Here is a 23,512-nt window from a genome sequence, read left to right on the forward strand (position 1 = left end):
CCGACCTCGCGAGACTTTCCATCGGCACGCGCGAGGTCACTGCGGCGGGCTCTTCCGTTCGTGCGCCGTGACATCGCGACTGGCACGACTGTTGCGCGCCTCATCACCATCGAGCAGACGGAATGGAAGTCCGTGCGGATCGCACGGCACACGCAATGACGCCAAGACATCATTCGAACATCGTCCCCGACATACACCTGATGGGAGACAGCCTGCCGCCCGGCTGGCATATCGAAATCGAGACGGACGACGCCAGCGGTGGGTCGACGCTCGCGCTGGTCAGGCCGGATGGGCAACGGGTGGAGTGGCACGCCGACGCGAGTCCGGATGCGCCGGAGCTGCTGCGCGAGCTCGCGCAGGACATCATCCGCTCCGGGCGTGGCTGAGCGGGCGGCGCCGAAGTACGCGATTCAGGCGTCCGCAGCGCAGACCTCGCGCCCGCTGCGGTGCGCGTTGTCGATAGCCTCGAGCGCGGCGCGCAGCACGATCAGTCGTGCGCGATCGCCGCCTCGCTGCCTCGGCAACCGCTCGAACGAAAGCGCCAGCAACGTTCTGCTCGGCGACCGGCAAGATGCGATCGTCGCGCGTCCCGCCCAGCGATCGCCAACCGCGAGCCGATCCAGCACCACCGTCACCGTATAGCCGCGATACGTGGCCGCCGGCGCGCACACGATGCCGAGCGCGCTGACGTCGCGGCATCGTGAAGGCGTGGGCGGGATGCGATGCAGTTTTGCGCCGGACGTTGCCGGAATCCCACTGCGACGTTCGCGAGGCTGGGCGAGCAGGAGATGCTTGTGCATGGAGGCCTACCGGTACTGACGACTGGCAGACGGAACCGTCGCAAGTTCGATGCCACCGCTCAGGCCGGCCGCGCCACCATCAGGTAGAAGATCACCAGGAAGCTGATCAATGCGGGCACGCCCAATGCGGCCCACGCGCCCAGATAGCCGTGGTAACGCAGCGGCAGTTCTTCGCCCCGGTTCGCCGCCTCCACGGCCATGTCGCGCAGCCGCATCTGGATCCAGACCACCGGCAGCCAGCACAAGGCCGCGATGACGAACAGCACAATCGACCAGTACAGCCACGTCGAGCTCAACGGGTAGCCCAGCCGGTGCGCAAGGTAGAGCCCGCTCAGCGGCTGGAAGACGATGGTGGTGGCGGTGAAGATCCAGTCCGCGACGACCACGTAACGCGCGATCGCCGCCACGACCTGCACGTTGCGCGAGCGACTGGCGACGAGCAGGTAGAAGGCGGTGCCGACGCCGGTTCCGAACAGGAACGTGGACGACAGGACATGCAGGAATTTAACGACGATGACGTCCATCGGGCGCATCCAGTTCGCGAGCGAGCGCGATCGCCGCCAGCAGCGGCAGGTTCTTGAGGATCGGTCCGTACGGATGCGCCCAGTATTCGGGCAGGCACCACGTGATGACCAGCGTGTAGAACGTGATGAGCAGCAGTTGCGCCGTGTAGCTGAGGCGCCGCCAGGCGGGGAACAGCAGCATGACGCCGAGCACGACGTCCAGCGCGGCGGCGCCGTACAGCGCGATGTCGGCAACGAAGCCGTGCAGTCCGGTGCGCGCGAGCAGCTCCAGGCTCGCCTCGCGCGGATAGACGAACGCCGACACCAGACCCGTGACGACCCACAAGGCGACGAGCGTGGCGCGCAGGAGCGGACGCAGCCATTCGAGCATGGCCTCGCGTCGCAGTGCCGAACGGTTGCCCGCGTGCACGAACGTCGAAACATCGCGAGGCGCGCGTCCGAGCACCTTCGCGAAACCTTCGGCCGGCGCCGACGATCCGGACGCGAGCATGCTCAACGAGGCCGGCGACAGCCACGGGCTCGCCCAGCCGAAGAGCGCCGACATCGTCCGCAGCAGCCAGGCGGGCACGACGATGAAGCCGCCCCAGCCATTCAACTTCTCCTTGAACTGGGCGAGGTACGCGCGGAGCGTGAGCGCACGCGGACCGACGGCGTCCAGCTCCGACGGCGGATCGGGCAGCGTCGCGATGCGCACGATGGCGTCGCACAGATCCTCGACGTGCACGGGCTGCACCTCCTGCTCGCCGCCTGCGGGCAGCGGCGTGAGCGGGAGCAGGGCGAGGGCGGCGAACCAGCGCGTACTCGGGCTGTCGACGGAAAACACGAGCGATGGGCGCACGATCGTGCTGCGTATCGGCAAGGCCACGAGTTCCGCATCGGCGCGGCCTTTGGTCGACAGGTGCGGCTCGGGCCGCGCTGCGTCCGCACCGAGCGCGGAAATCTGCACGATGCGCTCCACGCCCGCGGCGACCGCGGCACGGAACAGTTCGACGGGCCCTTTCACGTGCACTGCATCCAGCGTCTGGCTTGCTTGGGTTCCGAAGCGACCCGCCGCGTTGATCACCACGTGGACGCCTTGCAGGTGGTCGGCCCAGGCGATGTCGTCCCCGAAACTTCCGCGCACGATGTGCGCGGCCGGCCACCGCGCTTCCGCCGCGGCAGGATCGCGAACCAGCAGGACCACCTCATGTCCATCGCGCAGCAACCGCTCGACCAGCGCCGAACCGATCATGCCGGTGGATCCGGTCAGCAGGATCCGCATCGGGCGCTCCGTGCGAAAGTCGGCGACTGGTTGTCGCGCACGCTGGTGTCAGGTTCCATGGCGAGCGCCCTGTCGTCGGTGGTCGTCGCGGCGTTCTCGCGCGCGCGGACCGGAAAGGCGGCAAGCGGCGTGAATGCGACGAGCCATTGGATATGGGGCGACCCCGCGATGCGGCGGCACCGCACCGACGTGCGGCATACCGCGCTGGGTTACGCCATCCACCACGCGAGTTCGCTGTGGTGGGCGGGATGGTTCGAAGTGAAGGCGGCGTCCTGCACGCCCCGCGGCGTGACCGCGCTGGGCGCGGCGACCGCTGTCACCGCGTATGTCGTCGATTACCACGTCGTGCCCAAGCGGCTCACGCCGGGCTTCGAGCGGCATCTGTCCGCGGCCGGAATGGTGTCGTCGTACGTCGCCTTCGGAGCCGGGCTGACGTTGGCGCATCTGGCGCTGCGCAAGCTCAGGCATGCGAAGCACCCGCCTTCGCGCGCCATGCGTCGCGAAATTCCCGGAGCGCAGGCAGGACGCAAAGCGCCAGCGCCGGCAGCAGCACCGCGATCCAGAGCGCGGCATCAACTGCGGGGCGACGCAGACTGAGCGACCATTCCAGCGCAGGCGCGCTGGCGGCATGCCACGCCACGATCGCCCACGCGATCCACGGCGCCATGTCGAGCACGCTGTGGATGTGCTGTTCGATCGGAAGGATGGTGCGGCCTGCGTCGAACGCGAACCGCGTGTCGCGATAGCCCGCCCACGCATGCGCGAGCACGATGCACAGCAGCAGCGCCGCCAGTCCCGCGGTCGGCTCGAACAGCAGGACGAGCACCGTCGCCGACCCGCACAAGGCCAGCTGCACCTGGTGCATCGATGATTCGGCGACACCGGACGTGTGCGGAAGGTCCGTGCGCCGGTGGCACGCGAAATCGAGCGCACCGGCGATCACCCAGACCCAGTACAGCGCCAGGAAACCCCATGTTGTGGAAGACCAGTCCATGCGTGATGTGTGTGGATCCGTCGCCTGTTACGACACATCGAACATGGTGAAGTGGCCGTGATACCGGCGGCGCGCATTCGCGCGATCAGCGATGGGATCCGTGCACGCGGCCTGCCTGGCCCGCTTCGTACAGCGTGCCTTGCGGGCGGATGGGCGCCTCGTCGAGTTGCTGCTTGTCGACCTGCCGTGCGGACAGGCGATCGGCCACGCGCGGCATGAGGCGCGAGGCCATCACGTTCAGTCGCGCCATCGAACCGACCTTGATGTCGCGACCGCCGCTCTGCGCCGCCTCGATGATCGCGGCGGCGACCTGCGCCGGATCGATCTGCGGGTCGGGCAGTTTCGGCTCGCGCGACATGTAGTTGCGCGCATGCTCGGGGAAGGGCGTGTTGACCGCTGTCGGCTGTATCAACACTACCGACATGCCGGACCGGTCGACGTTCTCCACTTCCACGCGCAGCGCGTCGGTGAAGCCCTTCACGGCGTGCTTGCTCGCGGTGTACATGCCCTGCAGCGGGACCACGGCCTCGGAGACTTCGCTGCCCACGTTGATCAGCGCGCCGTTCTCGCGACGCAGATGGGGCAGGGCGGCGAGGCTGCCGTGCACCACGCCCCAGAAGTTCGTGTCGAACAGACGCCGCGCGTCTTCCAGCCCGATTTCGTCGAGCGAGCCGTAGATCGAGACGCCGGCGTTGTTCACCCAGGTATCGATGCGACCGAACTCCGCGACGATGCGGTCGACCGCTTCCGCAACCGCGTCGGCATCGCCCACGTCGACGGTAAGCGCCAATGCGTGTCCACCGCTCGCGCGGATTTCCTCGGCGATCTCCGCAAGGGTCTGCTCGCTGCGCGCGAGCATCACCACCGTCGCTCCTTTTTCCGCGGCCGTCAGCGCCGTCGCCAGCCCGATGCCGCTGCTGGCGCCGGTGATGACGATGACCTGGCGTTCGATCGGCTTGTGTCGTGCCACTTCCTGCTCCTGTTCGCGTTCCGCAGTTACGGTCCCATCGCATGTGTTTCATGCGCGTGACGCACGCGCGCGATCGGGTTCACATCGACGACGCGCGCGACCCGCAACACCGGCGCCGTTCGTGAACTTTTTTCTGCCGCGATCGACCCGCTTCATGCACGACGCACCGTCGAGGCCGCCTGCACGGTGCGGCGGGTGGCATGCCTCTTGCGGGAAATCATTCAGGTACACACGACGCAGGAGCGGCAGATGAAAGCATTGACCTGGCAGGGCTCGTACGATGTGCGCATCGAGAACGTGCCCGATCCGACGATCCTCGAGGACACCGACGTCCTGCTGCGCGTGACGGCCACCGCGATCTGCGGCTCCGACCTGCACCTGTATCGCGGCAAGGTGCCGGGCATGAAGGATGGCGACATCCTCGGCCACGAATTCATGGGCATCGTCGAGGACGTCGGTCCCGCCGTCACGCGCGTGCGTCGCGGCGACCGGGTCGTCGTACCGTTCACCATTTCCTGCGGCGACTGCTTCTTCTGCAGCCGTGCGCTGTTCGCGGCGTGCGAGAACACCAACCCCGACCGTGGCGCGATCCTCAACAAGAAGGACGCGCGATCGGGCGCGGGGATGTTCGGCTACACGCACCTGTACGGCGGCTACGCGGGCGGGCAGGCGGAGTTCGTGCGCGTGCCGCAGGGCAACGTCGGCCCGCTGGTCATTCCGGACAGCACGCTTCGCGACGAGCAGGTGCTGTTCCTGTCGGACATCCTGCCGACGGGCTACCAGGCGGTGCTCAATGCGGCGGTCGGGCCGGGCTCGTCCCTGGCGATCTTCGGCGCGGGCCCGGTGGGCATGATGTCGGCGGCCTGCGCGCGGCTGCTCGGCGTGGAGCGCATCTTCATGATCGACCACCATCCGTACCGGCTCGAATTCGCGCGCGATACCTATGGCGTGGAGACGATCGACTTCGACGAGGAAGAGGATCCCGCCGCGCTCATCGTGTCGCTGATGGGCAACCGCGGCGTCGATGCGTCGATCGAGGCGGTCGGCTTCGAGGCCAAGGGCAGCAAGCTGGAGACGGCGATGACGACGCTGAAGCTGGAGGGCTCCAGCGGCAAGGCGCTCCGCCAGTGCATCGCGGCGACCCGTCGCGGCGGCATCGTCAGCGTGCCCGGCGTGTATGCCGGCTTCATCCACGGCTTCCTGTTCGGCGACGCCTTCGACAAGGGCCTGGGCTTCCGCATGGGCCAGACGCACGTGCAGCAGTACATGCCGCAGCTGCTGGAACACATCTCCAATGGCGAGCTGCACCCGGACGTCATCATCAGCCACCGGATGCGGCTGTCGGACGCGCCGAAGGGCTACGAGGTGTTCGAGAAGAAGCAGGAGAACTGCCGCAAGGTGGTGCTGACGCCGGACTGACCGGCGGGCGGGCAGGGCGGACCGGCGCCGCTGTCCTGCCTTCATGGCGGCCGGGAACTGTCCCGCGGCGACAACGGCGCCTTGGCGAAGCGGGATGCGCTCGGGCGGGTCGCTCGCAAGTGCTTGACCAACAACGGGTTGCCGCACGATCCACGCCGCGATTCATAACTTTTCAGAAGATTTCATCGCTCGGAAAAGACTCCGGGATGTGACGGTGGTCCACTTCGCCCGTCCCGCCGACCGCGGGGCCGGCCGCGATGCCGGCCCGGTGCGCCAGGCGGTCCAGCACTCCAGGGGGAAATCGTGACTGCAAGACATTTCAGTGCCGGCATCTGGCTGGTACTCGCCGCCGCGTGTCTGCCGGCCGGGGACGGCCAGGCGCGCGAACGCAAGCTCGAGAACCGCAACGGCGTCCAGGCGCGCGACCTCGATCCGTCGGAAAAGGGACTGGTCACCGGCGTGGGCATCGAGGCGCACGACATCCAGTCGATGACCAACCAGATGGCGCGCGACATGTTCGCCAGCGGGTTTCTCAACGGGCTCTCGAAGCCGCCGCGCATCCTGATCGACGAGCAGGAGTTCCGGAACGAAGGCTCGCAGATCATCAACCGCCGCATGATCACGCAGCGGCTGATGACCGAACTCAACCGCGCCTCGCAGGGCCGCATGGCCTTCGTGGGACAGCGCTACGCGGGGATGGTCGCCAAGCAGCGCGAACTCAAGCGCGAAGGCGTCACCGACGTGGGCACGACCGGCATGACCGGCGCCCAGGCCGGCGTCGACTACTTCCTGGGCGGCGCGATCATGACGCTCGACAGCCGGGACCCGAAGAGCGGCGTGATCCAGCGCTACAACCAGATCGCGTTCGAACTGGTCGACGCCGAGACGGGCGCGGTCGTGTGGAGCGGCATGTACGAGTTCCAGCGCGCCGCTGCCGACGACGTGGTCTACCGCTGACGTCCCGCGCGCCGCGACGGCGCGCCTTCCATCCCAACACACGTGCCGCCGGGACGACCGGCCGCCGCTGACGCGGTGTGCCCGGTTCCGCGCGCGGCATCCACTCGCGAGTTCCCTGAAGGAGACGCCATGCAATCCTCCGCTTCCATCCTCGGCCTGACCGTCCTGGCCGCCCTCGTGCTGGTCGGCTGTTCGTCCACGCCGGCCGCACGTCCGCAGGCCATGCTCAAGTGCGACTACAAGGCGCTGAAGGCCAGTGCGCTCGTCGGCGGCCCGGCGCTGACGTCGACCGCCTACGGCTCGGTGAAGGACATCCCGGCCGATGCGGTGCTGATCAGCGATTCCGGCCTCTACAACAGCGTCATCGTGCAGCAGCTGGCCACGCAGAACACCGCCGGCGGCACCGTGCAGGTCAACGCGCGACTGGCCAACTGCACCGGTGCGCCGATGAGCGTGCGCGCACGCACGGCGTTCCTCGATGCGGGCATGGCGCCGGCCGAACCGGTGTCGGCATGGCGCACGGTGTTCCTGCCCGCGGGCGGCATGGCGGTGTACCAGGAGTCCTCGTTCTCCACGGGCAAGGCCGCGCACTACTACATCGAACTGGCGCGCAACCCGTGAGCCGCCGGACGCTGCTCTCCTGCGCGCTCGCGTGCGCCGCGACGGCGGGTCTCGCCGTGCCGGCGGTGACCGGCGCACAGATGCGCCCCGGGCAGCCGACGGTGCTCACGCCCGCCGCGCGCCCGGTGCAGCAGGTCGCCACGCCGTGGACCGCATTGCGCGGCCGGCTCGGCGCACGCAACCGCGTGATGCTGTTCTGGGAATCCACGCTCGATGACGCCGTGTCCACACGCTATCGCGACGTGGAAACCCTCGACCGCCGCGTGCATGGCAATGCCGCGCAGGTCGACGGCGTGGTCGACGGATCCAGCGGTCCGGTCGGCGTTGCCGTCGCCGGTGCGCAGGCGCACTTGCACCAGCGCAGCGAATCCTTCGTCGAAGGCGAGGGCCCCGCACACGCCGCGCTGTCGGCAGACGCCCGTTCGATGCAGTCGGTCTTCATGTCCGAACTGCGCCAGGGCGGCGTCCGCTTCATCGACCGCACGCTGGCCACGCGGCTGGCCGGGCAATCGGTGCAGGGCGAGCGGCCGAACCTGCATGCGATCGAGACGGGCGCGCTCGTCGGTCACGCGGATTTCCTGATGGAGGTGACCTCCAGCGCCGACGGCAATGCGGCGTCGGGACGCCGTTTCCATGTATCGCTGCGTTCGATCGCCACCGGCGAGACGCTGCTGGATTTCGACACGCCGGCCGACGCGGGCGAACCCGCGGTACGTCCCTACGTGGCGACGGCAAACGGCTTCGAACGCGGTACCGCGGCGCCCGCCACGCAGGCCGACACCGCACGCGTGCTGGCGAACGAAACCGGTCACCGCATGGCCGACGCGATGGTGCGTCGATGAGCCTGCGCACCGCGATGAACCTCGGCCGCGCCGCGCTGTTTTCCGCGCTGCTGGCCTGCACCGCGCCGTCTTTCGCGCAGGATGCGCCGTCGGCGTTGCCAGCCGGCCTGCGCCCGTACTACGACACGCTGCTCGCCGAAGGCGAGTGGGGCGCCGTGCTCAACCTGCAGCGGCTCGGGCTGGAGGCCATCGACCAGGGACACCTGGACGTCGCCGAGCGCGCCTTCGACGCCGCGCTGGAACGCATCGAGCTTATCTACGCCAACTCCGATTCGGCGAAGAAGGCGCGTTCGCTCTGGTCCGCCGAAGGTAGCAAGGATTTCAAGGGCGAGCCGTACGAGCGCGCGATGACGTACTACTACCGCGGCCTGTTGTTCATGGCGGGCGGCGATTACGAAAACGCGCGTGCGAGTTTCCGTTCGGCCGAATACCAGGACACGATCTCCGGCCACGAAACCTACGCCGGCGACTTCGGCATGATGTCGCTGCTGTCGGGCTGGTCGTCGACCTGCGCTGGCGATGCGGGCCTGGCCGCCGATTTCTACCAGCGTGCGGCCACGCAGAAGCCCGAGGGCCTCAAGGCGCCGGAAAAGGGCCTCACGACGCTGGTGCTGGTGGAGTCGGGCACCTCGCCGGTGAAGACCGCCACGGGTTCCTACGGCGAGGCGATGCAGCTGAAGGCCGGCGACAACCCCTTCGTGTCCGCACACGCCGGCACGCAGGAACTGCCGTTGCTCGGCGACCTCGGCTGGCAGGCGTCCACGCTCGGTGGCCGTCAGGTGGACGCGATCCTCGACGGCAAGGCGAGTTTCCGCAAAGGCACCGAAGCCGTGGCCGGCATCGGCATCCAGGGCGCGACGATGGCCGTCAGCCTCAACGACGGCGGCGGCGCGGCCGGCGCGCTGGCGGTGGTCGGCATCGCCGCGGTGCTGGTCAGTTCGGCGAGCAAGCCCAAGGCCGATATCCGCTACTGGGACAACCTTCCCGACCGCATCTACGGCACGTTCGTGAAGGGCGGCGCGAAGACGGCGTTGTCCATCGCCGAGCAGACCGCCGACGGCGAGCGTTATCCCATCGCCGCGCCGGTGATCGACCGCACCGCCGGCGCGTGCCGCCTGGTGTTGTACCGCGCCCGCGAACCGGGCGCACTTCGCGTGCAGGCGGTGAGCAACCTGTCGGCGGGCGAACGCAAGTCGCTGCAGAAGCGCAACGAAACGCGCGACGTGGCATTCCGCAACGAAATGGAACGTCGCTTCGTGTCGAACGACGAAGCCCTGGCTGGAGGTGAGTGACGTGGTGCGAATCCTGAAAACCTGCATGGCGCTTGCGCTGTCGAGCGCGCTGTATACGAACCTCGCCCACGCGCAGGACGCCGCGTCCGCCGATCCGGCGGTGTGGGGGCCGTACGCGACGCTGGTCGGCCGCACATTCGCCGGGCAGGACGTGAGCGGATGGCCGAACTACGCCTCCAAGTCGCGCAGCATCCAGTGGGAAGAACCCGGCAAGGTGATGGTCGAGACGGGCACCGACCCGCGCGGTAGCGAGATCCCGAAGATGCGCATCCTGCCGGGCAAGCGCCCCGGCGAACTGCTGTTCGACGTCGCGCGTGCGCCGAACGCGACGGCCCGCGTCGTCGATGCGAAGACGCTCGTGTTCGACCAGATGATGGGCTACGAGACCACCGTCAGCCTGTCCGACAATGGTTACGACATGAAGGTCACCAAGCGCGGCGAACTGCAGGCGTCGGCGACCTATCGCGACACGGCGTCGGAGGCCTACGCGGCGCACGCGGCGCAGCAGGTGGAAAAGGAAGCCGCCGACAAGGTCGCCGCCCGCAACGCGCTGCGTGCGGCCGGCGTGCCGGCGACGCCGGCGGCCGATGCACCGGCCGATCGCGTGTTCGCCTACCAGGAGCCGGTGCGCGGTCCGTGGGGCACGTTGCAGGTCACGCGCGGCAAGGCATGGGAAGCCGGCGCGTGCTTCGCCGCCGTCTACATCAACGGGCGCTGGGCCGCCCGCCTGGAAGACGCGGAAACCGCGCGCTTCAAGGTGCCGGCCGGCAAGGTGGAAGTGGCCGTGGCCGCCGACCCGCAGGGGCGGGGCACGTGCCGCTTCGGCCAATCCACGCAGGAAGTGCACGAGACGGTGCTCGCCAAGGGCGAAACCGTGCACGTGTATTTCGCCTACAACGGCGGCGCGAAGTTCAGCGAAGCGGTGCAGGCGCCCGTCGCGCCCTGAGGCGCCGCGGGTTCACGCCTCGGGGCGAGGGTCGCGTGCGGCGTTGGCGTCGCACGCGGCGGCTTCATCCGGCGTGCCGCGTGCCGCCGCGCACATCGCGTCGTCGAGCACGTCGCGCGCTTCCATCGTGAAGTGGCTGTCCTTGCCCAGCTGGCGCAGATAGGCCGCATGCGCGAATTGCAGCAGCGGTATCGCGTAGGCGGGCTTCGAACGGGCCAGGTGCAACTTCGCCAGGCCCATCTGCACTTCCAGCGTGTGCGGGTTGTCTGCACCCAGCGCCGCCACCGAGCCACGATGCGCCGCACCGAGCGTCCGCGCCGCCTCGTCCAGCCGGCCGAGGGCGAGCAGGTTCATGCCGTGCAGATAATCCACGCGCAGCCGGGTAGGGCTGCCGTGGTCGTTCGATTCGGCGAAGCTGGCGTCCACCATCGCGAACTGCTCCTCGGCCTGCCGGATACGCCCGGCACGGCTGTGCAGCACCGCGAGGTTGGTGCGTGCCTGGATCAGCGCGGTGTGGTCGCTCGCATCGAACGCCAGCTGCGATTCGACCACGCCCTCGCACGCCGGCAACCCCGCGTCGTACTGCGCACGCCGGATGTACCAGTAGCAGCCGGCGCGTCGCGACATCAGCGTGGTTTCGACATCGTCCAGTTCGAGCTTGCGGCGCAATGCGTCGGTGTCGTCGATCAGCGCCCTGGCTTCCGTGAAGCGCGAGTCGTCGGTGAGATCGGTCGCCAGGCGGTAGCGCGCCTGCTGGGTGCGCGCATCCTCGGACCCGAGATGGCGTTCGAACAAGGCAAGCGCGCGACGCTCCTGCTCGATCGCCTGCGGGATCTGCATGGCTTCGCCGTACACCTCGCCGATGGTCATGCGCACCGTCGCTTCGACGATGGGCTGGTCACGCAGCCGCTCGTCGATGTGCACGACGGCGCGGTCGAGCGCCTCGCGGATCGTCGGCTCGCTTTTGCCGTTGGCCGCATAGGGCGACGCGGCACCGAGCACGTCCTGGTTGAAGAAGCGGTTCACCGCATCGGCGACGGCTGCGTTCTCGCGCGCGACGCGTCCGGCTTCGAGCGCCTTCATGTAGAAGATCGATCCGGCGCCCAGGCCCACGACCAGCGCGGCCGCGGTCGCGACCAGCCAGGGACGTCGTGCGCGCTGGCGATCCATCGCGCGTTGCAGCCGCGCGTGCTGGACGCGTGCGTCGCGCTCGGCGACGAACTGCAGACGACGCTCTTCAAGATGACGCAGGCTGCGCGCCAGGCCACGTGCGGGCAGCAATCGCCGCAACGGATTGGCGGCCGCGGCGAGGGCGATGTCCTCGCACAGCAGTTCGTCGTCGATGTCGGCTTCCCAACCGGGCGCGGGCGACCGGCGCATGTCGCCGACGATCAGCTGGTACACCAGTACGCCGAGCGCGAACACGTCGCTGCGCTGGGTCGGCATCTCGCCGGCGATCACTTCCGGCGCGAGATAGAGCAGGCTTCCCGCGCGCTCGGACATCTGGTCCGCGGCGATGCTCATCGTGATGCCCAGTTCGATGAGGCGCGGCGCATGCATGGCCTCGCCGACGCCGAGGTCGGCGAGCACGATCCGCCACTGGCCGGCGGCGTCGCGAACGGGATAGAGGTTTTCCGGCTTCAGGTCCTTGTGGATCACGCCGATCTCGTGCAGCCCCGCCACGGCATCGCACAGCTGCGCGCAGAGCGCGACACGTTGCGCGCGCGACAGCGATGGCAGGCCATCGGGCCGCGTGGCCCATTCGCCCAGATGGCTGTTGGCGAAGTAGGGCAGTTCGAGGAAAAACGGCGGCTGGCTGAGGTTCCATCCGAGCACGCGCGCCACGTCGGCAAGGTCCGCGTGCACCGCGCCGATGTAGCGCGCCAGCGCGATCTCGCGCTTGAGCCCGCGCAGGCCGCCTTCGTTCGTGGCGATCTTGACGACGCGTTCCTCGCCCTCGTCCGAGCGAGCGAGGAACGTCGCGCCGGCGCTGCCTTCGCCCAGTCGGCGTACCAGTCGCCAGCCGGGACGCTCCGGCATCGCATCGCCTTCCTGCAGCTCCGGGCCGGCATGCGATCGAACGACGGTGCGATCGTCCGCCACGGGCTGGAAACTCACCGGCGAGGCGAGCCGGTAACCGTAACCGTGCACGGCGCGAATGGCCGAGCCCTGCGGACCGAGCGCCTGGCGCAGGCGGCCGATGGCCTTGGCGAGCGAGTTCTCGGACACGACCCGTCCGGGCCAGCCGGCTTCGAGCAGTTCCTCCTTCGTCACCACTTCGCCGGCGTGGCGAAGCAGCGCGAGCAGCACGTCGTAGCCGCTGCGGTCGAGTTCGACCTCGGCGCCGGCGAGCTTCAACGCAGCCAGCTGTTCGTCCAGCACGGCATCGCCGAACCGCCACACGCCCGGCAACGCCCCCGCAGGCGGCGTCGCCGAAGATTCCTGATGTCCCACGTGTTTCCCCCTGATGCGCGGGAAGGATCGCGCAGCGGGTGCGGGCAGCACAAGCAAGATGCGACGCTATCGGCTGAACACGGCAGGGCACGGATTCCCCGTGCGCGGGCGTCGGCCGGAAAATCACGCCAAGCGTTCAATGCGTACGGCGGGTCTCGACCCGACATTATTCAATGGACTGGCCAACTTCTATCGTAGGGGTAGATAGTTAGCTCGGTCTTCTAAGCATGTACTTGAAGCTCGTTGGAGGTCTCGTCGGGAATCTCGGCGTGTCCAGTGGACTCGCTCCTTGGTGAGATTGCATCGGCATACGATGTTGGAACGGTGCGGCCCCGACAGAGGCATCTAAATGTCGAGCGCGACAGGTCCAGTTCCCGTGGCGTCGTATGCGATTGGTACGAAGGTCCTGCACAGAGGGAGGTCGCTTCGTATCTCGGCGATCCTCGGTTTCGACTATGTCGAGTTGGCAGACGAAAACACCGACGAGCGGACCTGCGCCCCTCTTTCTGAGGTCACATCTGCGTCCACGGTTGCATTCGAGAACCTCGCCTCTGCTAGCGACCAGCAGATTGGCGTGGCGCTCTTGCGGTTCCCCGATTTGGAGCCGTTCATCTGGTCACCGTGTAGAGCGGCCGATGTAGAAAAACTCCGCCTCGAACAGCCGGTTCGAAACGCAATCTTTCACGCGGAAAGTTGTGCGTGGTTGTCTCCCAGTGGGCCGAGCCCGTATCGCGACGCGCTCAAGTACGATCGTTTTGAGGACAGGTATGTTTGGGAGGATCTTCTCTCATTTCTTTGTCGGTCTTGGGAGCGCGGCCCGGCACCGTCGCTAGCCTGCTTGGGTTTGCCCATAACCCGCCTGACCGAATTCTTTGGCGCTGCTGATAAGCCATTGTTGGAGGCGCCGCCCACCTTTGCGTACTTTCGCAGCATAGCGTCTGCGAAGGAGCGACGTGCATGTGCGTTAGTCGCGTTGGACGCAATATGCCCGGAATACGCCCAAGCGCACTTGGGCGCATTTTGTTGTTACGGTTGGTCACGGGTTATTCGACGCATGCCAGAGGCTGCATACGAATGGATTAGCCGTCGCTCGCGGACTTGGCCAGGAAAGTGGGAGAAGACGGTGGCGAAGTGGAATAGGATTCGACAATCCGGCTAAGAAGCGCTCACCTGGCAATTAATCGCCCGCTAAGGCGATTTGCGGTCGTTACGTGGCCCGACAGCTTGGTTAGTTTCGTGCCTCTATAAAGTATAGGTTCCGGCAGCGATGATCAGCGGGAAGGTTAGGTCACGATTAGGGCGGGTTATCGGGGGTGGGTCGGGCATCCGCCACGGCCCGGCTAACTCCGCGGGTGACTTGTAGACGGCGGCCGATGTCAGGCCCGGTTAAGCGGTGCGCAGTGGTGTCCGCCTTCGACCCGAAGCGGACGGACTGCCCATGGAGGGGGAGGAACGGAAGGCTTGCGTGGAGCCTGCTAGTCCTCAAGCGTCTGCTCCATCCGTACAGGCGACAGCGAAGTCATCGCGCAAGCTCATCCTGATGCGGATGGTGGTCTGCGCGTCCGAGCTCGATGTCACCAATTGAAAAGAACGCCTCCATGGTGGTTGCCGCAGAGCATTCGACGTGCAGGCAGGAAGGCGCGGGCGCCGCCCATATCAATAGGTGTACTGAAGCTGCAGCCAGGCCTTGTAGGTGTCGACCGTGCGGGTGGCATCGTCCGAGCGGTAGCGCGCGAGCTTGGCCAGCGCGGTCAGTCGCGGCGACCGCGGCAGCCGATACTGGTACGACAGATCGAATTCGCGTCCGAAGTCCACACCGCCCCGGTCGGCGGTGAACTCGTGGTACCAGGCCTGCAGCTGGCCGCCCCAGAGCGGCGTGGTCGCGCCGGTGTAGCGATCCTGGATGCCGTCCGCCGCGGTCGTCAGGAACTGGTCCGCCCAACCCTGGAAGGCATGCTTCGTCCCGAGCGGCGTCTGGAACGCGCGGTTTCCATCGCCTGTGCCGCGTCCCGCGCCGAGCTTTTCGTACCCGGCACGCAGCTGCACCTTGTCGATCGCGTAGCCAAGTTCGGCGAGCACGTAGCGGCTGTCGAGGGCCCACGGGTTGCCGGCCGCATCCGTCTGCCGCGCGAGTTCCAGTGCGTAGCTCCACGCATCCATCGCGCCGCTTGCGCGCACGCCGGTGGTGATGTTCGACAGCGTGCCCAGCGGCGCGTCGGCGGTCACCGCCATGTTGTCCAGTTCAAGCCGGTACTGGTAGGCGGTGAGGACGAGTGCGGTCGAGAGCTTTGCCTGCAGGTTGAGGAGGTGGCTGCGCCCTTCGTATTCGGCAGGATTGGTCGCGTTCGCGCGATCGTTGTCGGGACCGAATACGCTTTGGACCTGGTCGACGTAGCTGTACCAGAGCGCGATCCTCTCCGTCGGCTTGAACTGCACCGACGCGGCGTCGAAGGTCTGCTCGTTCTGGCGCCAGCCGACGCCGCCGATGAAACGCTGGTTGTCGAGGTTGATGCGCTGGCGGCCGAGGATCACCGCGACGTTGTCGTGGTCGTAGCGGATCAGCGCCTGGTTGAACGCGGTGCCGTCTGGATCGGCGACTGCCGCGTAGGCGGTCTGCCCGTTGCGGGTGCTGTTGAAGCGTTCGGCGCCGAGGCGGCTGACGTTGTCGAGCTCGACCAGTCCCGACCAGCCCGCAACGCGCGCCGTCCGATAGCCAATGCGCGTGCGCAGCGTCTGCGCCTCGGCATTTTCCAGCGCGTTGTCCGGATCGACGTGCTCGAAGCGGTAGCGCGCGTCGAAGATGAACCTGTCGCCGGTGTCGGGTTCGGCGGCGTGTGCCGATGCGACCAGCAGCCCGAATACGAGCGGAGTCAGGACGAAGCGGTGAACGTGTTGCGACATGACGATGGCTCATTGGAAGAATGCGTGGCACGCGCGGACAGGCGCCGCATCGGCGCGCTGCGCGGGAGGGAAGGACGGATCACCAGGCGACGTGGAAGAGCGCCTTCGCCATCAGGACGATCGCGACGACGTGCACGAACACGCTCAGGTGCAGGCGGCGCGACGTGCGTCCGCGCAGGCGCCCGTGGCGCCGCAGCCGCATCGCGAACCCGAAGTGCGCGAACACGCTGATCGCCAGCACGATCTTGAGGCAGAGCAGGACGCCGAACGCGGATTGCAGCGGATGCACGAGCAAAGCGCGGTATTGCCACGCCAGCGCGACGCCGGCGGCGTACAGCAGCGCGAGCACCCACGGCATCAGCCGACGCGCGCGGTCGCCGATGGCGAGTTCGACTTCGCCCATTGCGGTCGGCGACACGTTCCGCCGTACCGAGGGCAGCATCAGGACTTCGAAGAACACCGTGCCGACGAAGACGAAGGCGCACAGCAGGTGGACGACCAGGATCACGTAGTACGGCATGGCAGCGCGCTTCCCCGTTGCGATCGCGATGCGCCCGGCGGGCCCGTCCGCGATGGCCGCCAGCATCCGCGCGCCCTGTTCAGCCGGACATGATCCAGGTCAAGCCGGATGCGAACTCCGGGTTTTGACCGCGCGGTGGCGCGCGTTTCACGGCCCCACGGACGGCCGGCCGCAATGCGACGCGTTCCCCTTGACCGAAATCAAGGCGCGGTGTTCCGGCGTGGATACGCTGCATCCATGGCCACTTCGTCCGTCCTCTTCGATCCGCAGCTGCTGGCCCGCTACGACCGCCCGGGGCCGCGCTACACCTCGTACCCGACCGCGCCACAGTTCCGCGCGGACTTCGGCCCGACGCTGTTGCGCGAGGCGGCCGCGCTCACCAACGGCGATCCCATCCCGCGCCCGCTGTCGCTGTACGTGCACGTGCCGTTCTGCACCAGCCCGTGCTTCTACTGCGGCTGTAACCGCATCATCACGCGCGACAAGGCGCGCGGCGGTGCGTACCTGACGCGCCTGTATCGCGAGATCGGCATGATGTCCGGCCTGTTCGACCGCGATCGCCAGGTGGTGCAGCTGCATTTCGGCGGCGGCACGCCCAATTTCCTCAGTGCCGAGCAGATCGCCGAGGTCGTCGACGTCATCGGCAACCATTTCGCGTACGCCGACTCGAAGACGCGCGAGTTGTCGATCGAACTCGATCCGCGCTTCGTCAGCCCCGACGACATCCGCACGCTGGCGCAGGCGGGATTCAACCGCGCGAGCTTGGGCGTGCAGGATTTCGACCCCGTCGTGCAGAAGGCGGTGAACCGGATCCAGAGCGTCGAGGAGACAATCGCCATCATCGATTCGTGCCGCACGCATGGCTTCGCCTCGGTGAACGTCGACCTGATCTACGGGTTGCCGCTGCAGACGCTGGACGGCTTCGATCGCACGCTGGAGATCGCGCTGCAGGCGCGGCCGGACCGCTTCGCCATCTACTCCTACGCGCACCTGCCCAAACTCTTCCGGCCGCAACAGCAGATCCGCGCCGAGGACCTGCCGTCGCCAGAGGTAAAACTGCAATTGCTGCAACGGGCGATCGAGCGCCTGGGTGCCGCCGGCTACGTCTACATCGGCATGGATCACTTCGCGCTGCCGGAAGACGACCTGGCGCGCGCCCAATCGCGCGGCGACCTGCATCGCAATTTCATGGGCTACACGACGTGCGCCGACAGCGATCTGATCGGCCTGGGCGTGAGCGCGATCAGCCACATCGGCCCGACGTTCAGCCAGAACCCGCGCGATCTGCCGAGCTGGGAACGCGCCATCGACGAAGGCCGGCTGCCGGTGTGGCGCGGCATGAACATGGACGACGACGACCTGGTGCGGGCCGACGTGATCCAGCAGTTGATGTGCCTTGGCGAGATCGACGTAGCACAGACCGAGCGTCGGCACATGATGGACTTCCGCGACTATTTCGCACACTCTTGGCCGCAGTTGGAATCGCTGGAACGGGATGGGCTGGTGGAACTGTCTTCACGCGCCATACGGGCCACGCCCCGGGGACGCCTGCTGTTGCGGGTGCTGGCGGCGTGCTTCGACCGTTATCTGGTTCCGCAGGACGGAACCGTGACGCAGTTTTCCAGGACCGTGTGACGTCGCGATCGGGCAGGGCATGAGTTCCGGGATCGTTTTTCCACGCACCGATTCATCGATCATCGCCGACGACGGCGACTCGCTGACCTTCTGTTCCACCTGTGCGTTCTCGCAGGCCTGCCTGTCCGAAGGCATGGACAAGAGCGCGCTGATGGACCTGCACGTGCTGGTCGAGCACGTCGGCCCGCTGCACGCGGGCGAACACGTGTTCCGCGAAGGCGACGCGTTCGGCGCGATCGCCGCGGTGCGCGCGGGCACGGTGAAGACCTACATGCTCGATTCCGACGGGCGCGAGCAGGTGCTCGGGTTCCATCTGCCGGGCGAGGTGATCGGGTTGAACGCCGTGCACGACGACCGCTATCCGTGCAACGCGGTGGCGCTCGACACGGTGATGCTGTGCCGGTTCTCGTTCCCGCGCATTGCGATGCTCGCCACGCGGCTGCCGAACCTGCAGCGTCACCTGTTCCGGCTGATGAGCCGCGACATCGGCGTGGCGTCTTTGTTCGCCGGCGATCATTCCGCCGACGAGCGCATGGCGGCATTCCTGATTGGCTTCTCGCGCCGCCTCGCGCAGCGCGGGTTCTCGCCCAGGCGCTTCCAACTCACGATGTCGCGCACCGACATCGCCAACTACCTGCGCCAGGCCCCGGAAACCGTGAGCCGCGTGCTGCGCCGGTTCGAGCGCGACGGCCTCGTGTCGATCAAGCAGCGCGACGTCGAGATCCTCGACATGGCGCGGCTCGAGGCGATCGCGCTGACCGTGCTGCGGCACTGACGGCTCCCTGCCGTTGTAGCTTGGGTAAGTGAATCGCACCGGGGGGCCGTCAAGGTTTCCAGTCGATGCGGCGTGGCCCCGGGGTACGGCCTCCGGCTCGCCCGGGCTACAAGAGCGCCCGTCCCGCTCCGATCTCCGCCGACTGCAAAACATTCGCATTGCACTTGACCTGCGTCATGTCGTGCGCAGGCATCGCGGGCCGAACATGCCTTCGTTTTCAACGGAGTGCTGACATGAATTCGACCCGAAAGTTGTGGGTGGGGCTGGCGACCCTGCTCATCGCTTCGTTCGCCGTCCTGCTATGGGTCGGCAGCGAAATCCACCGACAGTCGCCACCGATGCCCGAGCGGGTGCTCGGGCCGCGTGACGAGTTGATCTTCACCCGCGGCGACATCGAAACCGGCCGCCAGGTGTGGCAGTCGATCGGTGGCCAGCAGCTGGGCTCCATCTGGGGCCATGGGGGCTACGTCGCGCCGGACTGGAGCGCCGACTGGCTGCATCGCGAAGCCGAGGCCGTCATGGACGTCTGGGCGAAGCGCGAGGCGGGCGTCGACAGCTACAAGAAGCTGCCGGCCGACGTGCGCGCTTCGTACCAGGCGCGCGTGCAGGCGTTGATGCGGCCCAATACGTACGAGGAAGGCAGCGGTACGATCCGCCTGGATGCCGACCGCGTCGCCGCGATCGCGAACGTGGCGCAGCACTACACCAGCCTGTTCGGCAACGATCCGGCGACCGCGGAACTGCGTGAAGCCTATGCGATGCGCAACGACACGGTTCCCCAAGCCGAGCATCGCCGCAAGCTGACCGCGTTCTACTGGTGGACCTCGTGGGCGGCGGTGACGCAGCGCCCGGGTTCGGACATCACCTACACGGCGAACTGGCCGGCGGACGAGCTGGTCGGCAACAAGCCCACCACCGGCGCGTTCGTGTGGACGGTGTTCAGCGTACTGTTCCTGATCGCAGGCATTGCGCTGCTGGGCTGGCACTACGCGGTGAACCACGGCGAGGAGATCGCGCCGAGCCTGCCCAAGACCGACCCGCTTGCGTCGATCAAGGTCACGCCGTCGATGAAGGCCACCGCCAAGTACTTTTGGGTAGTGATCGCGCTGTTCCTCACGCAGATCCTGCTGGGCGCGATCACCGCGCACTACCAGGTCGAAGGCCAGCAGGCCTACGGCTTTGCGCTCGCCGACGTGCTGCCGTACGCACTCACGCGCACCTGGCACACGCAGCTGGCGGTGTTGTGGATCGCCACCGCGTGGCTCGGCATGGGCCTGTACATCGGGCCGGCGATTTCGGGCCATGAGCCGAAATTCCAGCGCCTGGGCGTCAACCTGCTGTGGGTGTGCCTGCTGGTCATCGTGGTCGGCGCATTCGCCGGACAGTGGCTCGCCGTGATGCAGAAGCTCGGCCTGGAACGCAATTTCTGGTTCGGCCACCAGGGCTGGGAATACGTCGACCTGGGCCGTTTCTGGCAGTGGTTCCTCTTCATCGGCCTCGGCCTGTGGCTGACGCTGGTAGGCCGCTCGCTGTGGCCGGCGATCCGCAATGGCGGCGAGTCGCGTTCGATCGTGGTGCTGCTGTTCCTGTCCACCGTCGCCATCGGCCTGTTCTACGCGGCCGGCCTGATGTGGGGCGAGCACACCTCGCTGTCAATGGTCGAGTACTGGCGCTGGTGGGTCGTGCACCTGTGGGTGGAAGGCTTCTTCGAGGTCTTCGCGGTCGCGGTGATGTCCTTCCTGTTCACGCGCCTGGGCCTGCTGCAGGTGAAGACGGCGACCATCGCGGTGCTGTTCGCGACCATCGTCTTCATGGCCGGTGGCGTGCTCGGCACGCTGCACCATCTGTACTTCACCGGCACGCCGACGGCGGTCATCGCGCTGGGTGCGAGCTTCTCCGCGCTGGAAGTGGTGCCGCTGGCGTACGTCGGCTTCGAGGCCTACCACAGCTACAAGATGGGCAAGGCGACGCCGTGGATGCAGCGTTACCGCTGGCCGATCATGTTCTTCATCGCGGTGGCGTTCTGGAACCTGGTGGGCGCCGGCCTGTTCGGTTTCCTGATCAACCCGCCGCTGTCGCTGTACTACATGCAGGGCCTGAACCTCACCGCGACGCACGGCCACACCGCGCTGTTCGGCGTGTACGGCATGCTCGGCATCGGCCTGATGCTGTTCTGCCTGCGCGGCTTGAAACCCGAGGTCGAGTGGAACGAAAAGGTGCTGCGCACCAGCTTCTGGGCCCTGAACATCGGCCTGAGCGGCATGGCCGCCTTCACGCTGCTCCCGCTGGGCATCCTGCAGCTCAACGCCGCGCTGAAGCACGGCTACTGGTACGCGCGCTCCGCGGAGTTCATGCAGCAGCCGATTGTCGACCTGCTGGTGTGGATGCGCGTTCCGGCGGACACGATCTTCAGCGTCGGCGCCCTCGCGCTGGCCTGGTTCGTCTTCCGCCTCTGGGTGGCGCCGCGGCGAGTGGCGGCTACTGCGGCGGAGCCGGTCCGGGCCTGACCCGCGAAGGGTTTCATCGCTTCCGCCCGGCCGGGTTCGGCCGGGCTTTTTTTTATGGGACCTCTCCCGCCGGGGGAGTTGGGGTGAGGGGCAACGGAGGGATAGCGCCGACCTGCCGTTGCATCGCCAAACCGCGCTGTTGCTTTTCGCGCGCCCAGGAGCAGGTGGCTTTCCAGCTTTCGCTGGAATGGCAACGAGGCTCGGAACACGTGACAGCCCGGATCCCGGCCTTCGCCGGGACGACGGTTCCTCCGATGATGCATCCGCCTGATCTGCGTCAAGGCGGAGACGGATCGCCACGCCGACACTCCCCCCATGCTCCAGAAAACCGCCGACATCTCGCTGTCTCCCCGCCGGCTCGCGCATGCGCCGCACCGGCTGATGTTTTTCATTGGCGCGGGCAACGTACTGCTGGCGATGCTCTGGTGGGCGCTGTGGCTGGTGTCCGCGCGATGGCCCGGTGCCTTCGCCATGACGCCGCCGCCGGTTCCGGCCGGCTGGCTGCACGCGTTCGTGATGCAGTACCTGGTGCTGCCGAGTTTCATCTTCGGCTTCCTGCTCACCACGTTTCCGCGCTGGATGGGGCTGCCGGACCTGTCGCGATGGCATTACCTGCCCGTTGGGGCGGGGTTGATGGGCGGGCAACTGGCGATCCTCGTCGGCGCGTGCGGGTGGGAGGTCGGCTTCTTCGTCGGGCTGTTGATGGCCGCGGCGGGCTGGACCGCCGGCGTGGCGATCCTGGGTACGCAACTCACGAGGGAAAAGGGCACGACGTGGCATGCGCGGTCGTGCTTCGCCGCGCTGCTGCTGGGCTGCATCGGGCTGCTGTCGTTCGTCGCGTTCGTGCTCGGCGCCTCGCCAATGTGGGCGATGGCGAGCATCAAGCTTGGCACCGTCGGCCTGTTGCTGCCGGTGTACGTGACCGTCGCGCACCGGATGTTCCCGTTCTTCGCCGGCAACGCGGTGCCGGGCTACAAGCCGTGGCGCCCGATGGGGTGGTTGGCGATCGTATGGGCGCTGCTGCTGGCGCACCTCGCGCTGGAACTCACGCACGCGTACGCGTGGCTGTGGCTCGCTGACGTCCCGCTGCTGGGCGCGAGCGCCTTCGCGCTGTGGCGCTGGTGGCCGCGCGGCCGCATGCCGGGGCTGCTGGCGGTGCTGTTCATCGGCACCGCATGGCTGCCGATCACCTTCGCGCTGTACTCGGCGCAGAGCGTGCTGTACGCAACGACGGGCGTGTTCCAGCTCGGGCGCGCGCCGGCGCATGCGCTGTTCATCGGCTTCTTCGGCAGCCTGCTGGTGGCGATGGTCACGCGCGTGACGCAGGGACACTCGGGCCGGCCGCTGGTGATGCCGCCGGTGGCGTGGTTCGCCTTCGTCGCGGTACAGGGGGTGGCGACGATGCGCGTCGTCGCCGAACTCGCGCCCGACGCCTACGCCTGGCACGTCGCGGCGGCGATCGGCTGGCTCGTGGCCTTCGTGCCGTGGGTTGCGCGGCTGGGCCGCATCTACCTAGCGCCGCGCGCCGACGGCAAGCCGGGTTGAGGACGTTCCGATGATCGAGTTCTATCCGCAGATCAAGCTGGTGCACATCGCGGCGATCGCGTGCAGCGGCGCGCTGTTCTTCCTGCGCGGCTCCTCCGCGCTGGCGGGCATGCGCTGGCCGATGGCCGCGCCAGTGCGCTACCTCAGCTACACCATCGACACCGTGCTGCTCACCGCCGCGATGATGCTGCTGACCATCCTGCCGGGCGCGTTGTTCGCCAACGGCTGGCTGCTGGTGAAGGTGGCGTTGGTGGTCGCCTACGTCGTGCTCGGCATCCTCGCGATGCGGTCGCGGCGCTCCGGTATGCGCATCGCGATGTTCGTCCTGGCGTTGCTGACGTACGCGCAGATCTATGCGATCGCGCGTGCGCACCATCCGCTGGGCGCGCTGTATTTGTGGACATGAGGAACCGCCATGGGCAACACGCTCGAACATTTCGATCCGGCGTCCGAGGGGTTCGCACTGGTCGCCGAATCGCTGGAAGCCGCCGGCGTATCGCTTGAGCCGGCCGCGCACTTCGACACCGACGACACATTGCCGGATTGATG

At 67.5% G+C, this 23,512-nt stretch carries 21 protein-coding genes; 13 read left to right on the forward strand and 8 right to left on the reverse strand.

The window, feature by feature from the left end; translation table 11 throughout:
* Positions 1 to 155: 155 nt before the first annotated feature.
* Positions 156 to 386: a hypothetical protein gene (locus DX912_RS09335; RefSeq protein WP_181902778.1), complete on the forward strand. Its 231-nt coding sequence runs from the start codon at positions 156 to 158 to the stop codon at positions 384 to 386.
* A gap of 24 nt (positions 387 to 410) precedes the next feature.
* Here DX912_RS09335 and DX912_RS09340 read toward each other — a convergent pair whose 3' ends face one another.
* From DX912_RS09340 to DX912_RS09360, 5 genes are all read right to left on the reverse strand, one after another.
* Entirely contained in the window at positions 411 to 800 is a 390-nt protein-coding gene (locus DX912_RS09340; protein WP_115842233.1) for a hypothetical protein, read from the reverse strand.
* Between the two features lie 59 nt (positions 801 to 859).
* On the reverse strand, positions 860 to 1,324 hold the full coding sequence (locus DX912_RS09345; protein WP_115842355.1) for a DUF2269 family protein: 465 nt from the start codon (positions 1,322 to 1,324) through the stop codon (positions 860 to 862).
* On the reverse strand, positions 1,305 to 2,585 hold the full coding sequence (locus tag DX912_RS09350) for an SDR family oxidoreductase (RefSeq protein WP_233433543.1): 1,281 nt from the start codon (positions 2,583 to 2,585) through the stop codon (positions 1,305 to 1,307). The genes DX912_RS09345 and DX912_RS09350 overlap by 20 nt, the downstream gene beginning before the upstream one ends.
* Before the next feature lie 460 nt (positions 2,586 to 3,045).
* Complete coding sequence (locus tag DX912_RS09355; protein WP_115842234.1) at positions 3,046 to 3,579, reverse strand: hypothetical protein; 534 nt, start codon at positions 3,577 to 3,579, stop codon at positions 3,046 to 3,048.
* Between the two features lie 85 nt (positions 3,580 to 3,664).
* A complete protein-coding gene (locus tag DX912_RS09360; protein WP_115842235.1) occupies positions 3,665 to 4,549 on the reverse strand; it encodes an SDR family oxidoreductase in 885 nt (294 codons plus the stop codon).
* A 249-nt stretch (positions 4,550 to 4,798) separates the two neighbouring features.
* Here DX912_RS09360 and DX912_RS09365 point away from each other — a divergent pair, with 249 nt between their 5' ends.
* The 6 genes from DX912_RS09365 to DX912_RS09390 all read left to right on the forward strand — a co-directional run bounded on the left by DX912_RS09365 (position 4,799) and on the right by DX912_RS09390 (position 10,626).
* Positions 4,799 to 5,968: a zinc-dependent alcohol dehydrogenase gene (locus DX912_RS09365; protein WP_115842236.1), complete on the forward strand. Its 1,170-nt coding sequence runs from the start codon at positions 4,799 to 4,801 to the stop codon at positions 5,966 to 5,968.
* A 303-nt stretch (positions 5,969 to 6,271) separates the two neighbouring features.
* Entirely contained in the window at positions 6,272 to 6,925 is a 654-nt protein-coding gene (locus DX912_RS09370; protein ID WP_233433544.1) for a penicillin-binding protein activator LpoB, read from the forward strand.
* 129 nt (positions 6,926 to 7,054) lie between these two features.
* Entirely contained in the window at positions 7,055 to 7,546 is a 492-nt protein-coding gene (locus DX912_RS09375) for a putative periplasmic lipoprotein (RefSeq protein WP_115842238.1), read from the forward strand.
* On the forward strand, positions 7,543 to 8,388 hold the full coding sequence (locus DX912_RS09380; protein WP_115842239.1) for a hypothetical protein: 846 nt from the start codon (positions 7,543 to 7,545) through the stop codon (positions 8,386 to 8,388). The genes DX912_RS09375 and DX912_RS09380 overlap by 4 nt, the downstream gene beginning before the upstream one ends.
* The gene (locus tag DX912_RS09385) at positions 8,385 to 9,680 is read left to right on the forward strand and encodes a hypothetical protein (RefSeq protein WP_115842240.1); all 1,296 of its coding nucleotides are present in this window, start codon (positions 8,385 to 8,387) and stop codon (positions 9,678 to 9,680) included. Before DX912_RS09380 ends, DX912_RS09385 begins: the two co-directional genes overlap by 4 nt.
* A 25-nt stretch (positions 9,681 to 9,705) precedes the next feature.
* The gene (locus DX912_RS09390) at positions 9,706 to 10,626 is read left to right on the forward strand and encodes a hypothetical protein (RefSeq protein WP_115842241.1); all 921 of its coding nucleotides are present in this window, start codon (positions 9,706 to 9,708) and stop codon (positions 10,624 to 10,626) included.
* A 12-nt stretch (positions 10,627 to 10,638) separates the two neighbouring features.
* Here the strand turns inward: DX912_RS09390 and DX912_RS09395 are convergent, their stop codons facing one another.
* From DX912_RS09395 to DX912_RS09405, 3 genes are all read right to left on the reverse strand, one after another.
* Positions 10,639 to 13,080: a protein kinase domain-containing protein gene (locus DX912_RS09395; RefSeq protein WP_147298611.1), complete on the reverse strand. Its 2,442-nt coding sequence runs from the start codon at positions 13,078 to 13,080 to the stop codon at positions 10,639 to 10,641.
* A 1,656-nt stretch (positions 13,081 to 14,736) separates the two neighbouring features.
* The gene (locus tag DX912_RS09400; protein ID WP_115842243.1) at positions 14,737 to 15,981 is read right to left on the reverse strand and encodes an alginate export family protein; all 1,245 of its coding nucleotides are present in this window, start codon (positions 15,979 to 15,981) and stop codon (positions 14,737 to 14,739) included.
* Positions 15,982 to 16,060: 79 nt separating this feature from the next.
* Positions 16,061 to 16,501 carry a CopD family copper resistance protein gene (locus tag DX912_RS09405; protein WP_115842357.1) on the reverse strand — a complete coding sequence of 147 codons (441 nt, stop codon included), beginning with the start codon at positions 16,499 to 16,501 and terminating at the stop codon, positions 16,061 to 16,063.
* 237 nt (positions 16,502 to 16,738) lie between these two features.
* Here DX912_RS09405 and hemN point away from each other — a divergent pair, with 237 nt between their 5' ends.
* The 6 genes from hemN (at position 16,739) to DX912_RS18700 (ending at position 23,510) form a co-directional block, all read left to right on the forward strand.
* A complete protein-coding gene (gene hemN, locus DX912_RS09410) occupies positions 16,739 to 18,136 on the forward strand; it encodes an oxygen-independent coproporphyrinogen III oxidase (RefSeq protein WP_115842244.1) in 1,398 nt (465 codons plus the stop codon).
* 19 nt (positions 18,137 to 18,155) lie between these two features.
* Positions 18,156 to 18,911, forward strand: coding sequence for a helix-turn-helix domain-containing protein (locus DX912_RS09415; protein WP_115842245.1), 756 nt, complete (start codon positions 18,156 to 18,158; stop codon positions 18,909 to 18,911).
* Positions 18,912 to 19,144: 233 nt separating this feature from the next.
* Complete coding sequence (locus DX912_RS09420; RefSeq protein ID WP_115842246.1) at positions 19,145 to 21,418, forward strand: nitric-oxide reductase large subunit; 2,274 nt, start codon at positions 19,145 to 19,147, stop codon at positions 21,416 to 21,418.
* A 315-nt stretch (positions 21,419 to 21,733) separates the two neighbouring features.
* Complete coding sequence (locus DX912_RS09425) at positions 21,734 to 22,963, forward strand: NnrS family protein (RefSeq protein WP_115842247.1); 1,230 nt, start codon at positions 21,734 to 21,736, stop codon at positions 22,961 to 22,963.
* Between the two features lie 10 nt (positions 22,964 to 22,973).
* Positions 22,974 to 23,369, forward strand: coding sequence for a SirB2 family protein (locus DX912_RS09430; RefSeq protein ID WP_115842248.1), 396 nt, complete (start codon positions 22,974 to 22,976; stop codon positions 23,367 to 23,369).
* 9 nt (positions 23,370 to 23,378) lie between these two features.
* The gene (locus tag DX912_RS18700) at positions 23,379 to 23,510 is read left to right on the forward strand and encodes a hypothetical protein (RefSeq protein WP_267896511.1); all 132 of its coding nucleotides are present in this window, start codon (positions 23,379 to 23,381) and stop codon (positions 23,508 to 23,510) included.
* Positions 23,511 to 23,512 lie beyond the last annotated feature (2 nt).

The organism is Lysobacter soli (assembly GCF_003382285.1).
Lineage (GTDB): Bacteria > Pseudomonadota > Gammaproteobacteria > Xanthomonadales > Xanthomonadaceae > Lysobacter_J > Lysobacter_J soli.